This window comes from Sphingobacterium thalpophilum, from assembly GCF_038396785.1.
Lineage (GTDB): Bacteria > Bacteroidota > Bacteroidia > Sphingobacteriales > Sphingobacteriaceae > Sphingobacterium > Sphingobacterium thalpophilum_A.
In genome coordinates this window covers 5,062,039-5,085,695 of sequence record NZ_CP151087.1, presented here as the reverse complement: position 1 = coordinate 5,085,695, position 23,657 = coordinate 5,062,039, and the positions used below count along the sequence as shown (strand labels likewise).

Genomic DNA, 23,657 nt, shown 5'->3' with positions numbered 1-23,657 from the left:
GTAAATGATTTTTTTAGCTTTAAAAAAATCACAGCTAATTATTGACATGGCTGCTACAAATCGAATTACACGGAGCAAATAACATAACCTATTTTATCCGTAATTTGTGCGTACTCCCAGATTGAATTATTGAAAATCATACAACATTAAAACAACAATGAAAAAATTAACACTCGCCCTAATTTTCTTGGCTGGAGTCTACACACAGCATGCGGAAGCACAGACAGCAGGTACAGGACCCGACAAAGGACTTGATCTGAGCTTAATGGACAAATCTGTACGTCCACAGGATGACTTTTACAACTACGTAAGCGGAACCTGGATGAAAACGGCTAAAATTCCTTCCGACAAACCCACTTGGGGAAGCTTCAATAAATTGGCAGAAGATACGGACAACAATTCGATGAAAATTCTGAACTCACTTTTAAAAGATAAATTTCCTGAAGGAAGTGAGGGCAAAAAAATACAGGACCTGTATGCTTCTTACATGAACTTACAGAAAAGAAATGCAGACGGTATTAAGCCGATTCAGGGAAATTTAAACAAAATCGACGCGATTAAAAACCTAAAAGATCTTCAGAATTATTTAACTTCCGTAACAAAAGAAGGTGAGAATAATTTCTATGGCTGGGGTGTCTACGCTGATTTAAAAGATTCAAAAATGAACGCGGTCTACTTAGGAGATGCCTCCTTAGGGCTAGGAAGAGATTATTATCAGAAAGAAAATGAAAAAAATACCGAAGCTATTGCCGAGTATCAAAAATATGTAGCTTCCATGTTAACAGAATTGGGCTATAAAAATGCTGATGCTGCCGCAAAAGGAATCGTTGACTACGAAAAAAGCATTGCGAAGACCTACTTGACCAATGAACAAAGCCGTGATAATACGTTACAGTACAATCCACAGACCATGGCAGAGTTAACCGCCTTGGTTAAAAATGTAAATCTACCTGAGTACCTTAAAAAAGTAGGTGTCAATACAGAAAAAGTAATCATTGGGGAATTAGGTTATTACAAGAACTTCGATAAATTGGTCAGTGCACAAAACCTTCCTGTTATTAAAGATTACTTAAAATTCCATATGATCAACGGTAGTGCCTCTTATTTAAGCGAAAAATTAGGAGACATGCGATTTGCTTTTTATGGTAAGTATTTAAGAGGTCAACAAGAACAAAGAGCATTAAATAAAAGAGGATTTGAACTGATCAATTCCACATTAGGTGAAGCTTTCGGAAAATTATATGTCGAAAAATATTTTCCAGCTGAGGCTAAAGCACAAATGGTCGAATTGATCGACTATTTAAAGAAAAGTTTTGCAGTCCATATCAACGATTTAAGCTGGATGTCTTCGGCTACAAAAGGAAAAGCGCTTGAAAAATTAAACAAATTTACTGTAAAAGTTGCCTATCCGGACAAATGGAAAGATTATTCTAAATTGAGTATTCTATCTGAAAATAAAGGCGGCAATCTGTATGCTAACCTCCAAAATATCACCACATGGCGATATGAAAAGGATCTGGCTAAAATTGGTAAGGCTGTTGACAAATCAGAATGGGGAATGACTCCACAAACAGTAAATGCCTATTACAATCCCGTAAACAATGAGATCGTGTTTCCGGCAGCTATTCTTCAACCGCCATTTTTCAACCCACAAGCCGACGCAGCTGTCAATTTCGGTGGTATAGGTGCGGTAATTGGCCACGAAATGAGCCACGGATTTGACGATTCGGGCGCACAATTTGATGCGGACGGAAACTTGGTAGACTGGTGGACACCAGAAGATAAAGCCAATTTTGAAAAAGCAACAAAAACACTCGCAGCTCAATACGATAAATATGAACCTGTAAAAGGCACTTTCGTCAACGGAACATTTACAAACGGTGAAAATATCGCGGATTTAGGAGGTGTAAACATTGCTTACGATGCACTTCAACTATATTTAAAAGATAAGGGAAACCCAGGTGAAATAAGTGGATACACGCAAGATCAACGCTTTTTCCTAAGCTGGGCAACTGTATGGAGAACCCTATCCAGTGAAAAATATATGGTCAACCAAGTTAAAACTGATCCACACTCTCCAGGATATTTCAGAAGTTTTGGTCCATTGATCAATGTTGACGCTTTTTATAAAGCTTTCGATGTTAAACAAGGAGACAAACTGTACAAGTCACCGGAAGAAAGAATCAAAATCTGGTAATAAGCATTTTACAGGAGCTGTCTCAAAAAAGGCAGCTCCTGTAATTTTCTTTAATCCAACATCTATTTCTTTTGTGCACCAACCAACCAACCAACCAACCAACCAACCAACCAACCAACCAACCAACCAACCAACCAACCAACCAACCAACCAACCAACCAACCAACCAAGCCCAATATCGAAAGCCCCAGTAGTAACATTTCGTTTATAATTCACTAAATCTTTTTAGTATACTTATATTCATATTCTGAAAAACCAAGAAGTATACCATGATAAAAACCAAAACCTCAATTTTTGTGCTGGCACTATCGCTCTTCGGTTGGCTTAATGCTTTGGCACAACAGCCACAGCTTTCAACCCCATGGACAGCAATAGCCAAGCAAACAGAAATCCCACTTTCCGAATATCCACGTCCCCAAATGGAAAGGAATGAATGGCTATGTCTCAACGGTAAATGGGATTATATAGGTGGAAAGGATGCTCCGAATGCACTAAATCCTGCTGTCCCCATTTCCTTTGACCACAACCGAGAAAGCATTCTTGTCCCCTATTGTCCAGAGTCCTATTTATCCGGAATACAACGCAAACAAGAAATTAATCTGTGGTATCGTAAAAATTTCGAGCTACCTAATCATTGGAAAGGGAAAGATATTATACTCCATTTTGGTGCAGTGGATCACGACGCGACCATATTTGTAAATGGGAAAAAAGCTGGTACTCATTCAGGTGGCTACGACTCCTTCTGGATCAACATCACTGAGTTTTTAAAGGCCGGTCCAAATAACATTGTCGTTGCAGCGCATGACAAGAACGACGGTAAGTATCCTTCGGGTAAAAATGGACCTCGAGGCGACTATACATTTTCTTCTGGCATATGGCAAACTGTGTGGATGGAACCAGTAAGCAAAAACCATATACAGGGCATCAAATTGTTACCTCAAGTAGCAGAAAAACAACTAAAAATACAGGTCACTAGCACAGCGAAGGCAAAAGTTACGGCCATCGTTTCTTCAGAAGGAAAAGAAATTTCAAAAACGGTAATTCAGTCGGGCATGGAATTTAATATCCCGGTAGAAAATCCAAAACTTTGGTCTCCTGACTCCCCCTTTTTATACGATTTAAAATTAAGTATACATGGGAAGAATGGAGAAATCATCGACGAGGTTAAGAGTTATTTTGGTATGCGTGATATTAAACTTGGTAAGGTAAACGGAATTGTAAGGCCGCTATTGAATGATAAATTTGTGATGCAGCTCGGTCTTCTGGATCAGGGGTACTGGCCCGATGGTATTCTAACAGCACCTACGGAAGAAGCTCTCAAATATGACATCGAGTTTACCAAAAAAGCTGGCTATAACCTTATTCGTAAGCATATGAAAACCGAACCCCAACGGTTCTATTATTGGGCAGATAAAATGGGACTGCTCGTGTGGCAAGATATGCCCTGCCTTTGGTATCCCGATGAAGACACTACGATTTATCGAAAAGCATTTCGTGATGAATACAAGGCCATCATTGACGACCACTACAACTCCCCATCCATTATCGCCTGGGTTCCTTTTAACGAAAACTGGGGCGCTTTCGATGTACGCAATATTACCGACTGGACCAAACAATATGACCCTTCACGTTTAGTGAACGGTAATTCGGGATTTAACAACAATCCATCTTACCAAAAAGCTTATGGTGATCCCGGAAATGGAGATTTTGTTGACACCCATATCTATGTTGGCCCCAAGGGTGCCTCAGAACCGGATTCGAAACGGGCAGCTTCCCTTGGAGAGTTTGGTGGCGTAGGCTTATTTGTCCGCGGTCACATGTGGCCTGTCGAAAACAATGCCTATGCCTACGAACCCACTATAGAGGCACTCACAGACCGTTATATATTCCTAATGGATAATGTCGAACAATTGCTCCGATACAAAGGACTGAGTGTTGCTATTTATACGCAAACTACCGATGTGGAACATGAAGTCAATGGTCTATTGACTTACGACCGTAAAATACAAAAAATGGTTCTTGAAAGAATAAAAGCCGTCAACCAAGCCGTGATTAAAGCTGGAAATGAATTGAATTAGCGAATACAGATGTTCGCTATTTCGCTCTCAAAGAATTTTCAAACGATTCAACTGAAACAGCTGTTCTTTTTGCAGAAGTGTTTAATAACAGATCAAGATGTAACACTATTATGGCAAAATATTCAGAAAAAGCATCTGAGAAAGTTGAAAAGACGATGCACGAAATGAAAGCGGGAAAATTAAAATCTGGTAGCGGAAAAAAGGTAACATCACGAAAACAGGCGATTGCTATCGGCCTCTCCGAAGCCCAAAAAGAAGGTGCCAAAGTACCCCCAAAAAATCCTAGCAAGTAAACTTGCTAGGATTTTCTCTTTAGCCCAAATTATGCTTTTTCATGCGGCAATCTACAGTAGGGATTTTTTCTTGTCTGTACCATCATAAGGATCTGACAAAACATTTTGACTATCCTCGACATCTATAAAATTTTGATTTACATCGACGGGTGTATAAATATGAACACTGCTTCCATTTCTTTTTTTGAGATAATATTGAATCTTTGTTGTATCAATATTGGTCACATCTGAAGCTGTCCATATCATTTTATGACCTGCACCATCAATCGTTATTACTGTATCATTGCCACGAGCGATGATACGCTGCAGTCCCAATTCTCCTTTTCGATCACCTTCTCTTGTCAACAAATGTGTGTTCCCATCTTTATCAATCATCCTGATCTGTTGATTATTGTTGCATCCAACTAAAAGGATGAAACTAAACAGAAGAAATGGAAGGGTCGTTCGTATTATTTTCATATCGTTCGTGGTATAACTCAATATAGTTTAACGACGAGATACAAAGATGCTGCCAAAATACAGCTGGCATCAAAGATACCTTCCAAAAGTTGGTGGATTTACCCTGAGTAGTTATCGCCTCCAGCAAACAACCTTCTGCTAATTCACATACAAAAACTACTTGTCTCTATTTTATATTCGTTTTTTTTATCAGACGGCTGGCACTTTCTGCTGCAATGATCAATGCTGCTGCAAGCATAATTACATCTTTCAGGACTAATCTACCTGCCGCGGATAAATAAGGAAAACCATAATTAGGTGACGGGAAATCCCCATCTAGCTTTGGCACAAACGCTTCTGGAGTTGTTATCAAGAAAGAAAGTGTAACCAATGACATAAGCACTGTACACAATGCTCCAAAAATTCCGATTTTAGGATACCAGATACCTAAAAATATCATCAGACCAATTGAAACAATTACAAAGCCAAGTATATAAGAAAAAATATAAGTTCCATTTTCTTGGTGCCATGCAATATTTTTCTTTACGACACGACCCTCCGGGTTTTTAAACAACTGGTATTCCGGTATTAGCTCTCCGTTTTTATCCAACACCCGTTTTTCCGTATTATGATAAAAAAAACACATTGCCGGACTATTAATAACAAAAGGAACTATACCATCAGCTTCATATTGAAATGCTTTTAATCCTCCAATCCATGCCATCACAATAAAAATTGAAATTCTAGCAAAGTTTGTAAAGATATATTGTGACTTTGCCAATAGCTTTATTATTTTCTCCATAACGTAGTTTGTTTAATACCATGCAAAACTAAACAATGGCTTAAATCCACAACATGGACAAATAGATCTATAACATAGACTTTTCGGCAACAATTGATAAACCCACCCGCTTCCGAAATACCTTAGGAGATACGCCTACCATCTTCTTAAAAAATCTACTGAAATAAAACTCATCTTTGTACTGCAAATTGGCTGCTATTTCTTTAATACTTTTGGCCGTCAAATGGAGCTGTCTTTTACTTTCCAATACGAGGCGTTCCTGGATCAACTTTGATGGGGATTTTCCCCATTTCAATTTTATTTTTTTCGTAAAAACGGCTGGACTTAAACCGTAGTTCGCTGCATAAAAGGTAACTTCTTTATGCGCTTTATAATTCTTTTCCAAAAACTGCTCAAAGTCATCAATAATATCTCTATGAGCCCAAGACGGTTTTTGTACGTCGTTAAAAAGTAGCTTTTGTCTACTCGCTAGCGCTAAAATCAGCTGTAAATAGGTTCTGCTCAATGACTGATCATAGGATTCCGACGACATTTTGAGCTGATCTATTTTTTCCATGATAGTTGATATCTCATGATAAATAGCTGCTGAGAGCAACACATGAGGTTGCTGGTAGATGTTGTTGAATAGAATTCCATTACAGGCAACTTCATCTTTATGATATTCTATACAATAAAAATCGCCGTGAAATTTTAGCACACTAAAAGTACTTTTCAGCACCACATCCATCGTAAACAACTGATAGGGAGACAAAAACACAACACTTTTAGGATCCGCATGGTATGTCACCAAATCAACCGAAAAACTCGTCGCTTTCTCAAATAAAAGAATGCAGTACAATGGTTCACTAATGTTGAATCTACCGGCAGATAATACTAATTTTTCAAACAGGATATGGGAATAGTTCATGTTATTAAGCTAATATATGAATTTAATCGAACCTATTCATCCGGTCTTAAGCTTCGCTTCAAATGATAAAACTTAAGCAGAATATGGTCATACCATAAGGCAAACAAAAGCATAGTAGCGGGTAACAATAATGTTTTCAGTTTAAAATATTGAAACATAAAACCGCCTATAATTCCCCCGAAAAAAAAACCACCAATAATCATCAACTTAAGAAAAATACTTTTGTGTAATTTCACTTTCTCAGCAATTTCTCTATAAAAAAGCAACTGTGAAATTTCAATACCAAGATCAGTAAACAATCCGGTCAAATGCGTCGTTCTGACAACTGATTGTGACACCTTCGTTACCAGGGCATTCTGAAGTCCCATAGCAAAAAGAAGGGCAAATGAAATTATTGCTGGAAACATTGGTTCTGCATTAACGAAAGCTGGAAACAATCCAACGTTAATTAAGATAATAGACTCGATACAAATTGGAATAATATAGGCGTTATGTGATTTCTTTTTTGAGGCTAATTCTACGATAAAACCTGAAACAGACGCTCCCATTAAAAAGAAAGCAATGTATAACAGATAAATCAAAGCCATCTTGTAATTCATTAAAATCAACTGTTCTGAAAAAAATGCGAAGTGACCTGTGACATTCGTTGTTAAAGTGCTAACGGCAAGAACACCTGTAATATTGACCAAACCCGCAACACAAGATAAAATAGAGGCTAACTTTAAATTATGAATATAATTCCTTCCTCTCCCTTGATGCCTAAACATTTGAATTAATCTTTATAAATTAGAGAAAATAGATGAAAACAAGATTCATTTAAGGTTTCAGTAAATCATATACCCTGACATAATCCACCTCCATCTCTGCAGGAAATGCGCTACTATCGACGCCTTGCATACCGCCCCAATCTCCACCAACGGCCAGATTCAATAGTAAATGAAATCTTTTATCAAATGGCCACACGCCATTGCCTTTTCCTTCATTTGGAAAACTGTAGATCTGTACATCATCCACGAAACCACGAATATACTCAGGGGTCCAGTCTATCCGATAATTATGAAACTCCGATGTTGCCTGATCAATTCGTTTCATCACTCCTTTTTGAGTTCCGATAGAATGATTATAATCCTTTGTATGAACGGTAATATGTATTGCATTCTCGTCATAACCGACATGCTCCATGATATCTATTTCTCCCGAATGTGGCCATCCTCCGTAACCCCAATCTGTCGGCAACATCCAAGCAGCTGCCCACGTACCTTTCCCTTTCGGCACCTTGGCTCGGACTACAAATCGACCATATAGAAAATCGCCCTTGTTTTTACTCACCAGCCTGGCAGAAGTATAGTTCAACCCCTCATATTGTTCTTTTATTGCAGTAATACGTAAAACACCATTTGCCACACTTGCATTTTTCCTGTTTGCATCTGTATAGTATTGAAGTTCATGATTTCCCCAACCATTATGCAAGGAGCCTACATCATATCCCCATTTTTTTGCGTCCGGAAGACCATTGTAATCAAACTCATCACTCCAACTGGGCATTTCAGCAAACTTATATTCTCCTACATGTGTACTATCGGGACTTGCAGAAAGTATTGCGATCAAAGAAAGTATCCAAAGGCTCATTATGTTTATATTTTATACAATTATTGATAAAGCTAATGAAAAATATGAATAGATTACCTCACATCGGAGACGCAATTTAAAGCTCAGTTAGTAATCATAAAATCGCGGCTACTAACTTTAGTTTAATCATTTTCCCTTTACTAAACCGTGTACGATCAACCAATGGAAAGTGATAAACAGGAGGAGATTACCCGCAATTAATATAAATTACGCTTAAAAAAAGTAGGTACCGTCAGGTTGCGATAAATTGCTTTCGTAAGATTTCGGGAAAATATACTTTTGAAAAAACTTTTAGGACTGTACGACACAAGTAAAAGATCAATAGCTTCGATTTCCACCATGTAGTCGATACAACGTGGTATAGGCATATTGTAATCTAAACGATTGACCGCATTTTTTTCCACATAATCAATTTTATTAAACGAAAATTGGGCGGATAGCTTTTGTTTCCAGTTTTCAATATCTTCTTGTTTTGGAGAGATATACTTTTGTGTTACGTGCAACAGGCTGAGATTAAATTTCTCCGGTACACGTAAGATGAAACTGTCGAGTAGATCATATTCGGACGCTTTAAAATTGCTCAGTAATCCGATATTTTTTAACCTAAATTTTTGGAAAGTGATGGGTACTGCCAAGACACCGACTGGACTCTTTTTTATCAGGGCGAAGGTATTGCTTCCCAAGACAGCTTTTTGTATCATACCTTTACCTTTAGCTCCCATGACGATAAAATGGTATTCCTTTTCTTGTAGTAAGTTTAGTACCGTTTTTTCCAAGTCGCCGGCCAAACTTACGGTTTTACAGCGGAGATCAGAAAATTCATCGTCGATACGTATCTGCCAGTCCTTGAGCATGCTTTCAGCCTCTTCCTTCTGAGGCTTCAAAAACATATTCTCCATTTTCGCATGGACACTGTCTTTTATTGGGATGGTATAAGTATGCAGAAGTTCTACTGTCCAATTAAATTTTTTAGCCAGATTCGCCGCATATTGAACAGCAGTCCATGAGTTTTCAGAAAAATCGGTGAGTACGAGAATTGTTTTGTCCATAAATATTTTGCAGATAAATCAGCGCGGATTATTAGTATTACAACAGTAAAGAAGACAGAAGGTTTTTAATAATCAATCAAAAGAGAAACTTAAAAAAAAGGTTTTCAAACGGGGAGAATGAAAACCTTAAATAACCAATTATAAACCTAAATTATGATACAACAAAGATAAGCATCAAAAAGATAAAAACCAAAATAAACTACTAAAAAGATAGACTTTTTTTTTACGAAGGAATCAGTACAGCCCTTCCTTTGATCTTACCGTTGCGCATTCGATCATAAACTTCGTTAGCCTGATCAAGCTTAAACTGCTCAATTTCAATATGAATCTTCCTTTGCCTAGCCAAACCTACAACTTCCATAAGCTCAACCCGCGAGCCCCAATATGGGTTTGTCATACTCACACCAAAAGGAAGCCCCGACATATTGTACTGGTAGTGTCCCCCACCTAATCCAACAATTGTCAGGTCACCATCCAAACCAACAACCTTTGTTCCTAGATCTATAGTCGATGTTGCGCCGACAAAATCAATCACTACTTTAGCTTTTTTTATGCCCGTAATCTTATTTATTTGTTCGGCTGCATTTGCATCTTTCGAATTAACCACATAGGCTGCGCCGAGTTCTTTAGCAAAGGCTAGTTTTTCTTCGGTGACATCACAGGCGATAATTGAACTCGCGCTTACTTCATTTAGTATTTGTAAGGCAACATGGCCCAAACCTCCAACTCCGATCACAACCACATACTCATCTGCTGTCAATTTGCCTATCGAACGTTTTATCGCCGAATAAGGAGTAAGTGCCGCATCCGTTAATGGCGCAGCAATGACTGGATCTAAGTCATAAATTGGGACCAGTAAGCGCGAAGAAGGGACAAGCATATATTCCGCCATCCCGCCATCTAGGCCTAGCCCACCACCATAAGCCATTTCAGACTGGTGATCACAATAATTTTCTTTTGATTGCTGACAGGGTTTACAGTGCCCACAGCCCCAAGGACCATAGACCAATACCGCATCACCTTTTTTATAGTCTTTTACATCAGATCCAACTTCTTCAATCCAGCCCGCATTTTCGTGTCCCAAGGTAAACACCGTACCTACAACGGTCCCCTCATCTATAATGTGAAGATCAGAATGACAAACACCTGCACCACCAATTTTTAGTAATACTTCATCGCCCTTAGGAACGGGCTTCACAAGATCATTCACAACGCGGACATCTTTATGCCCGAAAAAACGTACTGCTTTCATATTGAAAATTTTTTGTTGACTAATAGAACTACAAATAAGAACGATATATGTTTCAACGCATATGAAGACAGCGGCAACATGTAAGTCTTATTCCAAGAAAAAGTATTGCAATCCCCTGATCGTATTACCTAACGGGCAAGTCAAAAGTATTCATGCAATAAAGGCCGGCAACTCGAAGATATTTATGTATTTTTATCGGGAATCAAATGATAAAAATACATGCTAAAAAAAAGGTGAACATATTGAAGGCGTTCCTATGGAACTCCAACAATTGTTGGATACGGACGAAAAAGCCAATGCTTTTTTTGAAACACTTTCCAAATCATACAAACAAGGCTATTGTGATTGGGTTGGATCAGCAAAACAGGAACAAACCCGAAAAACAAGAGCTGAAAAAGCAATACAAATGCTACGAAATAATCAGAAAACGTTAAAAACCGTTTAGAATAGCCCAATTGGATATTAAGGTGGTTACTTATCAAAAAATACTGCAAGCCATTCTTACTCAATTGGAAGAATAGATTAAGCCAAACTAAAAAAAACAACAAAAATCAACCCGAAAAACACCTAAAAACACAACCAATTAAAGAAAACTAAAGCTATTTAGGTCATATTTTTTAAAAATATCTCCTAGACGCAATTTCAAAAACGGAATTTGAGTAATTTTTACACAATTAACCACTAAAACACCGTCAGTTTAAACACTTTGTAACAATATTACATAAACTTTAAAATTTCCATACCTAAATCACTTGTATCATTTTTAAAGTTTAATTACATTTGCTTTCAAGGATGCAAGGAAAATTCCATCAATATCTGTTCGGCGTAGTTTGCGCAATACTTATCAGTTTTGGCTGGTATCATGTGCCAACACCAAATAATATTCCCTCCTGCAATCTTCACGCTGTCAATCACTTCAACAAGCAAGTAAAAAGCGAAGATTATGACACCAAAGTTATTCGCAAAACTAAACGTCCTCGACATGAAAAATTAAGGGCTTATTTTTCAGAAAATGATAATGAAAACGACGACACGGGAAGCGATTCCAATAGCCCTAACTTATTCGCACTTAAAGGAGATGGTTTTGGAAATCTAGTCTCTTATATCCATCCCGAATTTCACAATACACGCACAGCAGTTTCGCTTGCAAATTCCAACCAGCTTACTTCACGAAAAAACGCCCTATATATCCATTACAGTGTATTCAGGCTGTGATTTTTTAATAATTTCTTAAAAAAACATCAAAATAGCTTTCAAAACCATTTGGAAGCAGGTCACACTATTGTTCAATTTTTCGAAAATAATTAAAAAACTATTATCATGGTCATGAGAAGCTTTATGTATATAAGCCTGTGCCTTATTATTCTATCGACAAGCTGTCAGTCAGAAAAAAAAGACAAAAAAGAAGCTGCAGTTTTCAATGTCACTACTCCTTTGGTCAAAGATACAATTGTCAATAAAGATTATGTCGCCCAAATCCGTTCGATCAACCATATTGAATTGCGCGCACAGGAAAAAGGCTACATTCAATCGATATTTGTCGATGAAGGTCAATTTGTACAAAAAGGACAACCCCTCTTTAAAATCATGCCCAACCTCTATGAGTCCGATGTTAATCGTGCTAAAGCAGAGGTAAAATATGCTGAAATCGAATATCAGAACACCAAAAATCTGTCCGAAAAAGATATTGTCGCTCCGCAGGAAACTGAAATGGCAAAAGCGAAATATGAAAAAGCCAAAGCTGAGTTAGCCGCTATGAATACCCATCTCAAATTTACTGATATCGTAGCACCGTTTTCAGGAATCGTTGGTAAGCTTCATGTCCGTAAAGGAAGTCTTGTCGATGAAGGTGAGTTGATCACAGAGCTGTCTGATAACAGTAAAATGTGGGTTTACTTCAATGTACCCGAAGTTGAATACCTCAATCAAATGGACGCAAAACAAGACAATAACCCGCTGCATGTACGGTTAAACATGGCCAATGGAAAAGAATTCGGTCATGAGGGTATTGTTGAAACAATTGAATCAGACTTCAATAATGAAACTGGAAATATTGCCTACAGAGCGACTTTTCCAAATCCAAAGGGATTATTGCGTTATGGCGAGACAGGCAATATCGTCATTACATCGCCCTATAATAACGCGCTTATGATACCTCAGAAAGCTACATTCGAGGAGCTTGAAAAAAAATATGTTTACGTTATTACAAAAGATAATAAAGTAAAAGCAAGAGAAATAAAAGTTGCTGCCGAACTGCCGCATATCTATGTTGTTTCTTCCGGATTGGGCAAGGACGAAAAGATTCTGCTGAATGGACTTCGCATGGTACAGGAAAACCAGACTATTGAATCCAAATATCAGACTCCGGAGAAAGTCATGTCAAACTTAGATTTATATGCAGAGTAATTAAAAAAGCAGCATTATGTTTAAAAAAGTAATACATCGACCGGTATTTGCTATTGTCATATCGGTTGTAATCCTATTTATCGGAGGTTTGGCCATAAAGCAACTTCCTACTGAGCAATTTCCAAAAATCGCGCCGACTACAGTGGCGGTCTCCATTGCCTATCCTGGTGCAAGTGCCGATGTACTTGTAAAATCCTCATTGATTACACTGGAGAATGCAATCAACGGTGTACAGGGAATGCGCTATATCGCAACCGATGCGACCAGTGCCGGTGAAGCAACCGTAAACGTCGTATTTGATCCTGGAACAGATCCTAACGATGCCGTAGTACTGGTCAAAACCCGGGTGGATCAAGTCATGCCACTATTGCCTGAACTTGTTCAAAAGGAAGGAGTCGTCGTCAATCCAATTCAGCCCAGTATGCTGATGTACGTGAATCTTTACAGTACAAATAAAAGCATGGATGAAAAGTTCTTGTACAACTATGCAACGGTAAATATCATTCCTGAAATCAATCGTATTCATGGGATAGCCAAATCACAAATCTTAGGTAGCCGTAGATATGCCATGCGCGTCTGGTTAAATCCCGATCGTATGCGCGCCTATAGCTTGTCAGTTGATGAAGTGATGAAAGCGATAGGAGAACAAAGTATCATCGGCCGTCCCGGTCGACTGGGACAAAGCTCGGGTATTGCAGCGCAATCCCTCGAATATGTCCTAACTTATAAAGGGCAATACAATACACCTGAAGAATACGACAATATTATCGTTCGCGCAAACGGCGACGGTGAAAACATCAAGTTAAAAGACGTAGCTAAAGTCGAACTAGGAAGTGAATTCTTTGACATCTATTCCAATTTAGACGGGCATCCCTCGGCTTCAATTGTGTTGAAACAGAATTATGGTAGTAATGCCAATGACGTTATTAAAGATGTGAAGGCAAAACTTGCTGAGATGAAAGGTAACTTTCCTCCAGGTATAGACTATAAAATCAGTTATGACGTATCCCAATTCTTGGATGCTTCTATCGAGCAGGTGATGCATACCCTACGCGATGCTTTTATTTTAGTGGCTATTGTTGTGTTTATTTTCCTGGGCGATTGGCGTTCGACTTTGATTCCGATCATCGCCGTGCCCGTTTCGCTGATAGGTACATTCTTCGTCATCCAATGGTTCGGTATGTCGATCAACTTAGTGACCTTGTTTGCATTGGTGCTTGCTATCGGGATTGTCGTGGACAATGCCATTGTGGTCATTGAAGCAGTACATGCCAAAATGGAAGAAAGTGCCATATCGCCATACAGCGCTGTAAAAGAAGTCATGGGCGAAATCGCAGGTGCTATTATCGCTATTACAGCTGTTATGGTGGCCGTTTTTATCCCCATTTCATTTATGACAGGCCCTGTCGGAACATTTTATCGTCAGTTTTCAATTACCATGGCGAGTTCCATCGTGATATCTGCAGTAGTCGCATTAACCCTTACTCCTGTGCTTGCCGCGATGCTCCTGAAAAATAACCATGGTAAACCAAAAAAATCAAATGTATTCATTAAATCGCTCGACCTTTTTAACCGTACTTTTGATAAAATAACGGGCAAATATGCCTCCTTACTTCGTAAAATTGCCAGCCGAAGAGTAATTACATGGGGTATCTTAATAGCATTCTGTGTCGGAATTTTCGTCATTAACAAAACGCTTCCAGGAGGTTTTATACCGAGCGAGGACCAAGGTACAATATATGCCATTATTCAGACTCCTCCGGGATCAACATTGGAACAGACCAATAAGCTTTCCAGAGAGCTCCAAAAGATCTGTCAAGGGGTAGATGGCGTAGAATCTGTCTCATCACTGGCGGGTTATGAAATCATGACCGAAGGCCGTGGATCGAATGCCGGAACCTGTCTTATCAACCTCAAAACCTGGGGTGAACGTGAACACTCCGTTAAAGAGATCATGGAAGAACTTGAAGAAAAATCAAAAAATCTAGGTGCAACGGTTGAATTCTTCGAACCTCCCGCTGTTCCAGGGTTTGGTTCTTCAGGAGGTTTCTCCATGCGCCTGCTGGACCTCAATAGGACCACCGATTACCAAGATTTCGATAAAGTAAATAAAGCATTTATCGCTAATCTAAAGAAACGTAAGGAACTCACCGGAGTCTTTACATTCTTTGCCGCCAATTACCCACAATACGAATTGGTATTTGACAATAACGCCGCCATGCAAAAAGGCGTTTCCATTGGTAAAGCCATGGACAACCTCAATATCCTTATCGGTAGTACCTATGAGCAGGGTTTTATCCGTTTCGGTCAGTTCTTCAAAGTCTATGTACAATCTTCACCAGAATTTAGAAGGCTACCTTCCGATATCATGAACCTTTACGTCAAAAACGATCATGACCAAATGGTTCCTTATTCGGCCTTTATGACCTTAAAAAAAACACAGGGACCAAACGAAATCACGCGCTACAACATGTACAATTCGGCCGCCATCCGTGGACTTCCGGCAAATGGGTATACAACGGCTGACGCTATTCAGGCAATCAACGAAACTGCACTTCAAACATTACCACACGGCTATAAAGTTGCCTGGGAGGGCTTGTCCTATGATGAGGCCCAACGTGGAAACGAAGCCGTTTATGTCTTTTTAGTCGTCTTAGTCTTCGTATATCTTGTACTTGCTGCACAGTACGAAAGCTTTATCATTCCGTTTGCGGTATTGTTGTCGCTACCAGTTGGTGTATTTGGATCATTCTTCCTATTAAAAGCTATGGGACTGGAAAATGACATCTATGCACAGGTCGGACTGATCATGATTATTGGTTTATTGGGGAAAAATGCGGTGCTTATCGTAGAATTTGCCGTGAAAAGGCGCCAAGCTGGCGATAGCATATTAGAAGCAGCTATTGAGGGCTCACGAGCACGTTTCAGACCTATCCTCATGACCTCATTTGCATTTATCGCTGGACTTGTACCACTTGTCTTTGCCAGTGGTGCCGGAGCTATCGGTAACCATACCATAGGTGCCTCAGCGCTGGGAGGTATGCTCGTCGGAACTATCTTTGGCGTTATTGTCATTCCCGGACTCTACTACATTTTTGCAAAATTGGCTGACGGAAGAAAAATGATCCAAGCCGAAGACGAATCACCATTAAGCGAAGACATGATACATTATGAATAAGAACAGATTATATCACTATACAGGTTTCGCACTTTTCTTGCTTAGTCTTGCAGCCTGCAAACCACTGGAAATAAAACAACGTGCCGAAAATAGAACCGTTCCCGGAAAATATAGCGATGCCGACAGCGACACCGCGAATACAGGAAAAATCAAATGGAACAGCTATTTCAGCGATCCCAATCTACAAGGACTGATCGGTCAGGCACTAGCAAACAACCAGGAGCTACATATTATGCTTCAGGAAATTGAAATAGCCAAAAATGAGGTAAGCGCCAAAAAAGGTGAGTATCTACCTTCCGTAGGTGTAAAAGTTGGCGCGGGGGTCGACAAAGTTAGTCGCTATACAAACATTGGAGCGATGGAAAAGAATACAGAAATCGAACCCGGACGCGAAATGCCCGAGCCGCTATTTGATTTTGGAGTTGGTATACAGGCACAATGGGAAACAGATATCTGGGGTAAACTCCACAATGCGACCAAAGCGCAGCTGCAACGGTATTTTGCCAGCGTGGAAGGCAAAAACTTTATGGTAACTCACCTGATCGCTGAAATTGCAGATTCTTATTATGAACTCCTGGCACTGGACAACGAACTTCTGGTTATCAATGAGAATGTAAAGATTCAAAACGATGCACTGGTCGTGGTAAATGATTTGAAGAAAAATGCGCGATCCAATAAACTTGCCGTCAAAAGATTTGAAGCCCAGATATTGAAAACCCAAGGTATGCAATATGATATCAAGCAGAAGATCACAGAAACAGAAAATAGAATAAACTATCTTGTTGGAAGATTCCCGCAGCCGGTTCAAAGGGATCAACAATCATTTGATAAGCTTGTTCCGCAAACCGTTTATGCCGGCATCCCGGCCGACCTCCTGGAAAATAGACCTGATATAAAGCAGGCTGAATATGAACTTGCAGCGTCCAAACTGGACATCAAATCGGCCAAAGCCCGCTTTTACCCTTCTTTGGACATTGCGGCGGGAGTAGGTTTTCAAGCTTTTGATCCGACTTACCTCATCAAACCGGAAGCCTTTCTCTCTTCCCTCGTTGGTGAACTCACCGCCCCTTTGATCAACAAACGGGCAATTAAAGCCGCGTATTATAGTGCAAATGCACGACAGGTTCAGGCTGTTTACCATTATGAACAGACTATATTGGCTGCTTATATTGAAGTTGCAAACCAGCTCTCCAAAATTAAAAATCTGGAGAATGGCCTACAAATTAAGACCAAGGAAGTCGATGCACTAAATGAGTCTATCGGTATTTCCAACGACCTCTTTAAATACGCCCGCGCAGATTATATGGAGGTTCTGCTGACACAACGCGATGCCCTGGAATCCAAATTTGAGCTCGTTGAGAAAAAGGTCAACCAACTCAAAGCAAGCGTAGCGATATACAGATCCCTAGGTGGTGGATGGGATCATCAATAACACAATTTAATTTTAGTTTTTATATGTTGGGGACTTATCATGTGATAAGTCCCTTTTTTTGTAAAAGCATATTTACTCCACCACGATTTCTTTCATTTTCTCGTTTCCATAGTATGTCGGGAAATACATTAATTCAGCCTTCGCGGGGTTGACAGTATAAGTCCCGGTATAACGAGGTAAAAGTTCGATCTCAAAGGTATGTGTACCTTTCCCCAGTTTGTTGCAAAAAATGACGACACGATCTTTGAAATGCTCTCGGTGCGCCTCGATTCTATAGTATCCATTGGTTTTGGTTTCATAAGAACATCCCGCCGGTATCGGAACTTCGATCTGCACATACTCAGCTTCACCAGTTAACGTTACGCTTGCTTCAAGTTTTACAGGCTTCCCTTCCTTTAGCGCCGCTACCGTAGCACCATTGTCCTTAAATCGCGTTGCCACGGCAAGGCCCTTTTCTTTTTCTACAGCTGGATTGGGATTCCAAAAATTTTGATAAGCCGTCACAAAAGCCGGCCCCGTCCCTTCTTTCCTCACTTTAATCTGCTCATCCGACTTAAAGCTTTGCGTATACGGAAATGCAGTGACGCGTTTGCCATTGATGACCATTACCAGTGCCTGGAAAGATTCACCCTCTTTCAGTACATCAGGAAGAATACTTCGTATGATACGGGAAGATTCGTAGATATTATACCATTGGTTTTGCTGCCGCTGCGCGAAAAAGTAATTACGGATATTTTCTAAATCTGAATCATGACCACCAATTGATTTTAAGACACCATAAGCCAACAATGTATTCTCGGTATTGGTTTCCGTTGGGCGCATAAAAAATCCGCCTTTCTGATCTGTTGTAGTTCCAGAAGTCCAATAGAGCCCACCTAAGACAGCCTTTGACGCGTATTTAAGAACGGTATCTGCAGCATGTAAATCCTTAAGACCCAGTTTTGAAATCAACAGATATTTCAACAGTTTATCCTTGATGGTTTTACTTTTCAGTTTTGTGTCGATTTCGAAGAAATAATCTTTGTAATCAGCTTTAGGATCCAACCGGAGTAGATATATCAAGGAGCTAAATAAATTCTCCTTGGCCCCGTGAAGCTTATCTTTATCCAATAGAACATCCAGCGAAGCCAAGCTGCTTTTCAACATGGTCTTTTCACGTTCTGCATAAATCTCCGTATCGATCTCAACCTGGTAGCCGGCTTCTCGGGCATCCAACAGTACCCCGATCACATAGTTACTGATCCAGCTCACAGTTTCACTCTTGTTCCACCATCCCCAGCCCTGATTGGAATTTTTGTTTTTCTGTAACTCTTTCAAGAGATCCCTTATTTTCTTATCCTCTGTAAAGGGTTTTCCGATCAATTTTGTCAGCTCTTTTTTAGAAAGTAATGCGCTCAATTTGGAAGCCATCTGTTCATTGCATAGAAATTTGTAACGATCGATCGACTCGATTTCCCGTTGTAAAAATTCCAGCGAATTTGCTTCGGCATGCAAGGTGATTTCGCCTAGCGCAGGAGAAGTTTTTAGCAAATACTCTGCGGTACTGTTGAGCACTTTAAAATCTCCTTCATGTTGTTCAAGCCCCTTTTCAAAAATCGGAATGCTACGTTTTTCACCATCAAAATATCCATTTGACAATCCGATCGAATAAGCAAGTTGGATGCTGTCCCCCTTATCGGCAATAACCGATATAGGATCCCGATAGGACTTTGCAATTTTCAACGTTGCCTCCTGCGTTGTCAGCCCATTGTTGATGGTACGCAAGAGCTGTAAGCTATCGCTAAGATAATTGACTACCCGTCCCATGGCTGTAAACTGATCACCTCTGATGGCAAATCGGGGAGTCGCCAAATGTGCCGAAACAGCTTTAAAAGATTTGATATTTAGCTCTTTTATGTCGGCGAAATTTTTACTTCCTTTAGCAATAAAGAATGTTCGCCAATTGGTAATATCATCCGGATATGTCGCTTCAAAATTAGCTTTTCCCTGAGCATCGGTAGTTAGCTTTGGCTGCCAGAATGCATCATCACGGAAGTGCACACGCATCGTATTTCCAGATTCCAAATAGGGCATATCCACAGCACCTGTCGATGCCGCAGATGCTCCAGCTTTCATCTGAACCATCACTACGCCGTTGGCGGCCCGAGCACCATACAATCCAAGCATAGATTGATCTTTAATCACATTCAATGACGCGATAGTCGATGGATCAAGACTTGAAATATCACCTTCAAAGGGGACTCCGTCTACTAAAATCAATGGTTTTTCATTTGGGGCCGGACTAGCAGCGCCACGAATGCGAATCCCTGCTACAGCCCCCTGCAGCATAGCCGTAGTCACCCCATCCATCCTAGCATTGATCGATTTCACTGCCGCAGTCAATGATTGCCTTTTTTGGACGCCATACCCCACAACAACCACTTCATCCAATTGATTTTCGCTTGGCTTTAACTCCACGAAATAATCTTTGCCACTGGAGACTTTGACTGTAGCTGTATTGTACCCTAAAGCAACAATCTCAAGTACCGCATTTTTGTCATCGGAGAGCTCAAGTTCCACACTACCGTCAAAGCTTGTGAAATATCGTTTTTTGGTATCCGAAACACTCACCTTAGCCCCAATTAATGGCGTATCACCATCGTAAACCAAAATCCTTGCGACCTTATTATTCTTTCTTTTCGCTCTAAAATCTTCTCGGTCTATTTTTTTGAGCTGCGGATCAATCTCTTGCCCATGTCTTATAGAATCCCGCAATGGATTTTCCACGGTACGCACAATAATTTCATCGCGTACAAGTTTGTAAGCCAATCTTGCCGCTTGGGATGCATTGCTCCATTGAATAGAATCCAGTCTGAGATAATTCATCCCATTGGCTTTGAATTTAATTGGCAAACTAAAAGAAGTCGAATCATCCTTTACAATATGCAAAGTAACATCGCCGACCGGAAGATCTCCAAAACTTCGATGACCACCGTAAAACAGCCGAAAATACATTCTCTCCTCGACATTCGTCGGTTCAATAAAGATCAATGCAGGTCGAATGCCTTTCTGTGCAACATCACTGCCCAGAGTTAAATTCAATTTAAAAATAGCGTCTTTTTTTCCTTTCTTCACCGTAGCAAATTGCGCAAGTCCCGTGCTATTTTGCATCGTCTCTTGGAAAGTACGTTCTACGTTTGCCTTGATATCCTCCAGGGTCCATACCCTCTCCTGAAAATCTAACTTTGGCGTAAAATCATACAGATCAATCCGCAAAGGATTGCCATCCCAGCTTTTTTGCTTTTGGTAATTTTTATAGATACAAGACCGTTGCAAAATAATGTTGATATTTTCTGATCGGTTATTTTTGCTTTTTTTTTGCAGTTTTTTCCGATTTGGATTCGGAAATCTAGTTGCGTTTTCTTGAAAAATCCTCTTTTTGAGGCCTTTTCAACTGCTTAATTTGTGTTTTTTATTGCATTGGACACAAGTATCCCAGGTGATCTGTAAAGATTGTACGCCATGGCTTCCATTAGATTTTGTGTATGCATTTTGGCGATCCCCTTATACCTTGCACAGCTTGAGTTGAACCATCGCCGGATGCTCCCGAAGGTCCGTTCAACTTTGAACCTGATCTTGCCGATCAGTTTGTTTCTTAACTTCTCTCTTTCGGTTAACGCTGTTCCTTTCTTTGCCTTATGCAAGATCCTGCTTTTTAGCTTTCCTGATTTGATCAATTCCTCATTTTTAGAGGAACGATATCCCTTGTCAGCATAGATATGGATGCCCTTTGGAAGGTCAGCCGAAGATATTACCTGTTGAAGATTGGCAATTTCATTTACATTTGCTGGAGTGGTTACCACGCCCAGAACCAGGCCTTCTGTATCGGTGACATAATGCTTTTTATAGCCATAACGTGTTTTCCCAGCCTTCTTTATCCAACGAGCTTCATGGTCACACCCGGGCTCTCTTGTTGGATCAATAACTGTTCACTATTCTCTTTATCCAGCTCAGAATCTTCGCGAGGATGTTCACTACGGTCACTTTCGATCTCGTAAATAACTTTGCCTTTTGGTTTTAGCGGAGAATCAACAATACTGGCATCAACGATAGCTCCACGTTTTACCAATATTTTATGTTTATTCAACTGCTTGTTCAGCTCCTTGAATAGATTCTCATAAACACCCTTTTCTGTCAGCGAGCTGCGAAAACGGCTAATAACACTGTGATCGGGAACCGAATCGTCCAAACTGATGCCAACAAAGCGACTAAAGGAGATACTGTCGTTTATACGGTCTTCTACTTCGTAGTCACTCAGACCATACCAGGTCTGTAGAAGTGTCATTTTGAAGAGGACAAGACCAGAATAACTAGGGCGTCCCATTTTGCTTTCCCCTTTGTGGTAATGCTTGTTGATAATATTTGAAATCGGACGCCAATTTACCAATGTATTGATCTGATCGAAGAATTCCTGCTTGATTTTCCGTCTTTGAACCATGTAATCAACAAAGCTAACTTTTTCTGTCTTTTCCATACCTTAAATATAACGAAAATCAACAAGAAACAAATTAAAAAATTGAATATCAATAAAATAAAAACCAAATACTTTTGCAACGGTCTTAAATATTTAAAACCCATGCGCTAGAATGATCATCGCCGCTTTTAAACATCCAATCAAGTTCACCGTGGATGCCCGCAACAAATCCATCGATGGAAACAGACATTTTCATTATTAATTTCCGCATAACAAAAAGTTTAATATTTAATAAAACAAATCCAATTCAAAACTGGGTTACTGTCTATCAAAAATAAACCATTTCAATCGACGTACAGCGGGGACAAACCGTCAATATACAAGGGCATTTACGACAGTTCTTTTTTCTGTCCTTTACCTTCCTCAAGGGTAAGCATAAAATTCAAATAGTGCTTTTTCTTCGCGAAATGCTGGTCATCCAATAACTTTTTATAGGCCGATATCGCATTAAAAAGGATTTGAAGATTATCCTCGTTATAATGATCTACATTAAAATATATTAAATCCCTGTTGATATACGTGTCCAATGAAGTAAGCAACGTATCATCCAATTCATCCTTGCTTCCGGGAAGTGCCAAAAGCGTTGCCAGTTTCTTTTTTAATTCTCCTTCCCTACGTTTGACGTCTTGCAACCTTGCCTCAATATCAGCGAAGGGCAAAGTCTGAAATATAAACCGGGTATTCTCCGTCATGTGAGCATAAAGTTCTTGTGCCTCCTCATAATTCTTGTCGAAAAAAGCAAAATCATCATATCTTCGTTCAAACTCTTCACACATCCCCTGCGTATCAGCCAAGTGTGCAAAATAATAATGGATCTGCTGGTTGTAGTCGGTAATTTTATGCTCCGTAGTTGCAATAGTGTCTTCAATTTTTTTTAGTAATTCGATAGCGTCTGCAGCTCGATATTTTATACCGTCATAGTCAAAGGACTTTAATTTTAATTCTCCTTTGCTGATTGCTTCAACGACATATTTGTCATTTTTTAGACTATTAAGTTCATACAGTGTATCAACTCTACTATCGGCAAACAACTCATCAAAAGTCGGCTTTGACTGTCCCTGAAAAATTGGAGTTTCACCTTTTCGCACAGGATGATTGTAGTCATAGAAATCATTGAATCTTTGATCAACAGCATACTTGTTCATTCGACTTTCAAAATCATCACTGAAAGACGTTATTTCTAACAGTGATGGGGGCTGTTGATACTGTACCTGCGCAAACAACTTATCCGAAATTTGGTTTGCTACGGCAGCACGATTAGCTAGTAATTCAATAGCAGGTGCGTTGTTGGCTTCTTGCTTGACAATATTAAGTTTCTGTAATGCTTTTACCCGATCTTCATCCGATGGATGAGACGACCATTGATCTTCAAGATTTAACTTCGATTTATCATATTTTTTTAAAGTCGCCAATTCGATCTGGGGAAAGCCATTTCGCACTTGATATCTATTGCGTTCCGCAAACAAGAGCATGACACAAGGAT

At 39.7% G+C, this 23,657-nt stretch carries 19 protein-coding genes and 1 pseudogene; 8 read left to right on the top strand and 12 right to left on the bottom strand.

Going from position 1 to position 23,657, the window contains the following annotated elements; genetic code table 11:
* The first annotated feature begins 157 nt into the window (after positions 1–157).
* Positions 158–2,197: a M13 family metallopeptidase gene (locus AACH28_RS22505; protein ID WP_286710373.1), complete on the top strand. Its 2,040-nt coding sequence runs from the start codon at positions 158–160 to the stop codon at positions 2,195–2,197.
* Here AACH28_RS22505 and AACH28_RS22500 read toward each other — a convergent pair.
* Positions 2,168–2,413, bottom strand: coding sequence for a hypothetical protein (locus AACH28_RS22500; RefSeq protein ID WP_341831563.1), 246 nt, complete (start codon positions 2,411–2,413; stop codon positions 2,168–2,170). The two genes, AACH28_RS22505 and AACH28_RS22500, sit on opposite strands and share 30 nt — an antisense overlap.
* A gap of 53 nt (positions 2,414–2,466) precedes the next feature.
* Between AACH28_RS22500 and AACH28_RS22495 the strand changes: the two genes are divergently transcribed.
* Both AACH28_RS22495 and AACH28_RS22490 read left to right on the top strand, forming a co-directional pair.
* Positions 2,467–4,275, top strand: coding sequence for a glycoside hydrolase family 2 protein (locus AACH28_RS22495; RefSeq protein WP_145330739.1), 1,809 nt, complete (start codon positions 2,467–2,469; stop codon positions 4,273–4,275).
* Positions 4,276–4,385: 110 nt separating this feature from the next.
* Complete coding sequence (locus AACH28_RS22490; RefSeq protein WP_286710374.1) at positions 4,386–4,568, top strand: DUF6496 domain-containing protein; 183 nt, start codon at positions 4,386–4,388, stop codon at positions 4,566–4,568.
* Positions 4,569–4,619: 51 nt separating this feature from the next.
* Here the strand turns inward: AACH28_RS22490 and AACH28_RS22485 are convergent, their stop codons facing one another.
* From AACH28_RS22485 to AACH28_RS22455, 7 genes are all read right to left on the bottom strand, one after another.
* Positions 4,620–5,027 carry a hypothetical protein gene (locus tag AACH28_RS22485; protein ID WP_139145018.1) on the bottom strand — a complete coding sequence of 136 codons (408 nt, stop codon included), beginning with the start codon at positions 5,025–5,027 and terminating at the stop codon, positions 4,620–4,622.
* Positions 5,028–5,193: 166 nt separating this feature from the next.
* A complete protein-coding gene (locus tag AACH28_RS22480; protein WP_286710375.1) occupies positions 5,194–5,808 on the bottom strand; it encodes a DUF417 family protein in 615 nt (204 codons plus the stop codon).
* A 67-nt stretch (positions 5,809–5,875) separates the two neighbouring features.
* Entirely contained in the window at positions 5,876–6,715 is an 840-nt protein-coding gene (locus AACH28_RS22475) for a helix-turn-helix domain-containing protein (RefSeq protein ID WP_286710376.1), read from the bottom strand.
* Positions 6,716–6,747: 32 nt separating this feature from the next.
* Positions 6,748–7,482: a YoaK family protein gene (locus tag AACH28_RS22470; RefSeq protein ID WP_286710377.1), complete on the bottom strand. Its 735-nt coding sequence runs from the start codon at positions 7,480–7,482 to the stop codon at positions 6,748–6,750.
* A gap of 49 nt (positions 7,483–7,531) precedes the next feature.
* Positions 7,532–8,344 carry a glycoside hydrolase family 16 protein gene (locus tag AACH28_RS22465; RefSeq protein WP_286710378.1) on the bottom strand — a complete coding sequence of 271 codons (813 nt, stop codon included), beginning with the start codon at positions 8,342–8,344 and terminating at the stop codon, positions 7,532–7,534.
* 197 nt (positions 8,345–8,541) lie between these two features.
* Complete coding sequence (locus tag AACH28_RS22460; protein WP_286710379.1) at positions 8,542–9,393, bottom strand: universal stress protein; 852 nt, start codon at positions 9,391–9,393, stop codon at positions 8,542–8,544.
* Between the two features lie 223 nt (positions 9,394–9,616).
* Positions 9,617–10,645: an NAD(P)-dependent alcohol dehydrogenase gene (locus AACH28_RS22455; RefSeq protein ID WP_286710380.1), complete on the bottom strand. Its 1,029-nt coding sequence runs from the start codon at positions 10,643–10,645 to the stop codon at positions 9,617–9,619.
* Between the two features lie 256 nt (positions 10,646–10,901).
* On the opposite strand from AACH28_RS22455, the gene AACH28_RS22450 reads away from it, so the two are divergent.
* The 5 genes from AACH28_RS22450 (at position 10,902) to AACH28_RS22430 (ending at position 17,661) form a co-directional block, all read left to right on the top strand.
* A complete protein-coding gene (locus AACH28_RS22450) occupies positions 10,902–11,090 on the top strand; it encodes a YdeI family protein (RefSeq protein ID WP_286710381.1) in 189 nt (62 codons plus the stop codon).
* Positions 11,091–11,437: 347 nt separating this feature from the next.
* Positions 11,438–11,860, top strand: a complete 423-nt coding sequence (locus AACH28_RS22445; protein ID WP_070566908.1) for a hypothetical protein — start codon at positions 11,438–11,440, stop codon at positions 11,858–11,860.
* A 105-nt stretch (positions 11,861–11,965) separates the two neighbouring features.
* Positions 11,966–13,051, top strand: a complete 1,086-nt coding sequence (locus AACH28_RS22440; RefSeq protein ID WP_145330755.1) for an efflux RND transporter periplasmic adaptor subunit — start codon at positions 11,966–11,968, stop codon at positions 13,049–13,051.
* Positions 13,052–13,067: 16 nt separating this feature from the next.
* A complete protein-coding gene (locus AACH28_RS22435) occupies positions 13,068–16,229 on the top strand; it encodes an efflux RND transporter permease subunit (protein WP_286710382.1) in 3,162 nt (1,053 codons plus the stop codon).
* Positions 16,222–17,661, top strand: a complete 1,440-nt coding sequence (locus AACH28_RS22430; protein ID WP_286710383.1) for a TolC family protein — start codon at positions 16,222–16,224, stop codon at positions 17,659–17,661. The genes AACH28_RS22435 and AACH28_RS22430 overlap by 8 nt, the downstream gene beginning before the upstream one ends.
* 72 nt (positions 17,662–17,733) lie before the next feature.
* Here AACH28_RS22430 and AACH28_RS22425 read toward each other — a convergent pair whose 3' ends face one another.
* The 4 genes and pseudogenes from AACH28_RS22425 to AACH28_RS22410 form a co-directional block, all read right to left on the bottom strand.
* A complete protein-coding gene (locus AACH28_RS22425; protein ID WP_341831562.1) occupies positions 17,734–20,976 on the bottom strand; it encodes an alpha-2-macroglobulin family protein in 3,243 nt (1,080 codons plus the stop codon).
* Positions 20,977–21,098: 122 nt separating this feature from the next.
* Positions 21,099–22,138: pseudogene (locus tag AACH28_RS22420) on the bottom strand (IS5 family transposase).
* Positions 22,139–22,259: 121 nt separating this feature from the next.
* Complete coding sequence (locus tag AACH28_RS22415) at positions 22,260–22,385, bottom strand: hypothetical protein (protein WP_341831561.1); 126 nt, start codon at positions 22,383–22,385, stop codon at positions 22,260–22,262.
* A 118-nt stretch (positions 22,386–22,503) separates the two neighbouring features.
* Positions 22,504–23,646 (bottom strand): hypothetical protein, encoded by a 1,143-nt coding sequence (locus AACH28_RS22410; protein ID WP_341831560.1) that lies wholly within the window; start codon positions 23,644–23,646, stop codon positions 22,504–22,506.
* Positions 23,647–23,657: the final 11 nt, after the last annotated feature.

What these genes read in the sequence shown, in the direction of transcription:
- AACH28_RS22445 (WP_070566908.1), top strand. Translation starts at nt 11,438, where the DNA reads ATGCAAGGAAAATTCCATCAATATCTGTTCGGCGTAGTTTGCGCAATA.
- AACH28_RS22450 (WP_286710381.1), top strand. Translation starts at nt 10,902, where the DNA reads ATGGAACTCCAACAATTGTTGGATACGGACGAAAAAGCCAATGCTTTT.
- AACH28_RS22480 (WP_286710375.1), bottom strand. Translation starts at nt 5,808, where the DNA reads ATGGAGAAAATAATAAAGCTATTGGCAAAGTCACAATATATCTTTACA.
- AACH28_RS22470 (WP_286710377.1), bottom strand. Translation starts at nt 7,482, where the DNA reads ATGTTTAGGCATCAAGGGAGAGGAAGGAATTATATTCATAATTTAAAG.
- AACH28_RS22460 (WP_286710379.1), bottom strand. Translation starts at nt 9,393, where the DNA reads ATGGACAAAACAATTCTCGTACTCACCGATTTTTCTGAAAACTCATGG.
- AACH28_RS22435 (WP_286710382.1), top strand. Translation starts at nt 13,068, where the DNA reads ATGTTTAAAAAAGTAATACATCGACCGGTATTTGCTATTGTCATATCG.
- AACH28_RS22415 (WP_341831561.1), bottom strand. Translation starts at nt 22,385, where the DNA reads ATGCGGAAATTAATAATGAAAATGTCTGTTTCCATCGATGGATTTGTT.
- AACH28_RS22410 (WP_341831560.1), bottom strand. Translation starts at nt 23,646, where the DNA reads ATGCTCTTGTTTGCGGAACGCAATAGATATCAAGTGCGAAATGGCTTT.
- AACH28_RS22490 (WP_286710374.1), top strand. Translation starts at nt 4,386, where the DNA reads ATGGCAAAATATTCAGAAAAAGCATCTGAGAAAGTTGAAAAGACGATG.
- AACH28_RS22465 (WP_286710378.1), bottom strand. Translation starts at nt 8,344, where the DNA reads ATGAGCCTTTGGATACTTTCTTTGATCGCAATACTTTCTGCAAGTCCC.
- AACH28_RS22505 (WP_286710373.1), top strand. Translation starts at nt 158, where the DNA reads ATGAAAAAATTAACACTCGCCCTAATTTTCTTGGCTGGAGTCTACACA.
- AACH28_RS22440 (WP_145330755.1), top strand. Translation starts at nt 11,966, where the DNA reads ATGGTCATGAGAAGCTTTATGTATATAAGCCTGTGCCTTATTATTCTA.
- AACH28_RS22485 (WP_139145018.1), bottom strand. Translation starts at nt 5,027, where the DNA reads ATGAAAATAATACGAACGACCCTTCCATTTCTTCTGTTTAGTTTCATC.
- AACH28_RS22475 (WP_286710376.1), bottom strand. Translation starts at nt 6,715, where the DNA reads ATGAACTATTCCCATATCCTGTTTGAAAAATTAGTATTATCTGCCGGT.
- AACH28_RS22430 (WP_286710383.1), top strand. Translation starts at nt 16,222, where the DNA reads ATGAATAAGAACAGATTATATCACTATACAGGTTTCGCACTTTTCTTG.
- AACH28_RS22455 (WP_286710380.1), bottom strand. Translation starts at nt 10,645, where the DNA reads ATGAAAGCAGTACGTTTTTTCGGGCATAAAGATGTCCGCGTTGTGAAT.
- AACH28_RS22495 (WP_145330739.1), top strand. Translation starts at nt 2,467, where the DNA reads ATGATAAAAACCAAAACCTCAATTTTTGTGCTGGCACTATCGCTCTTC.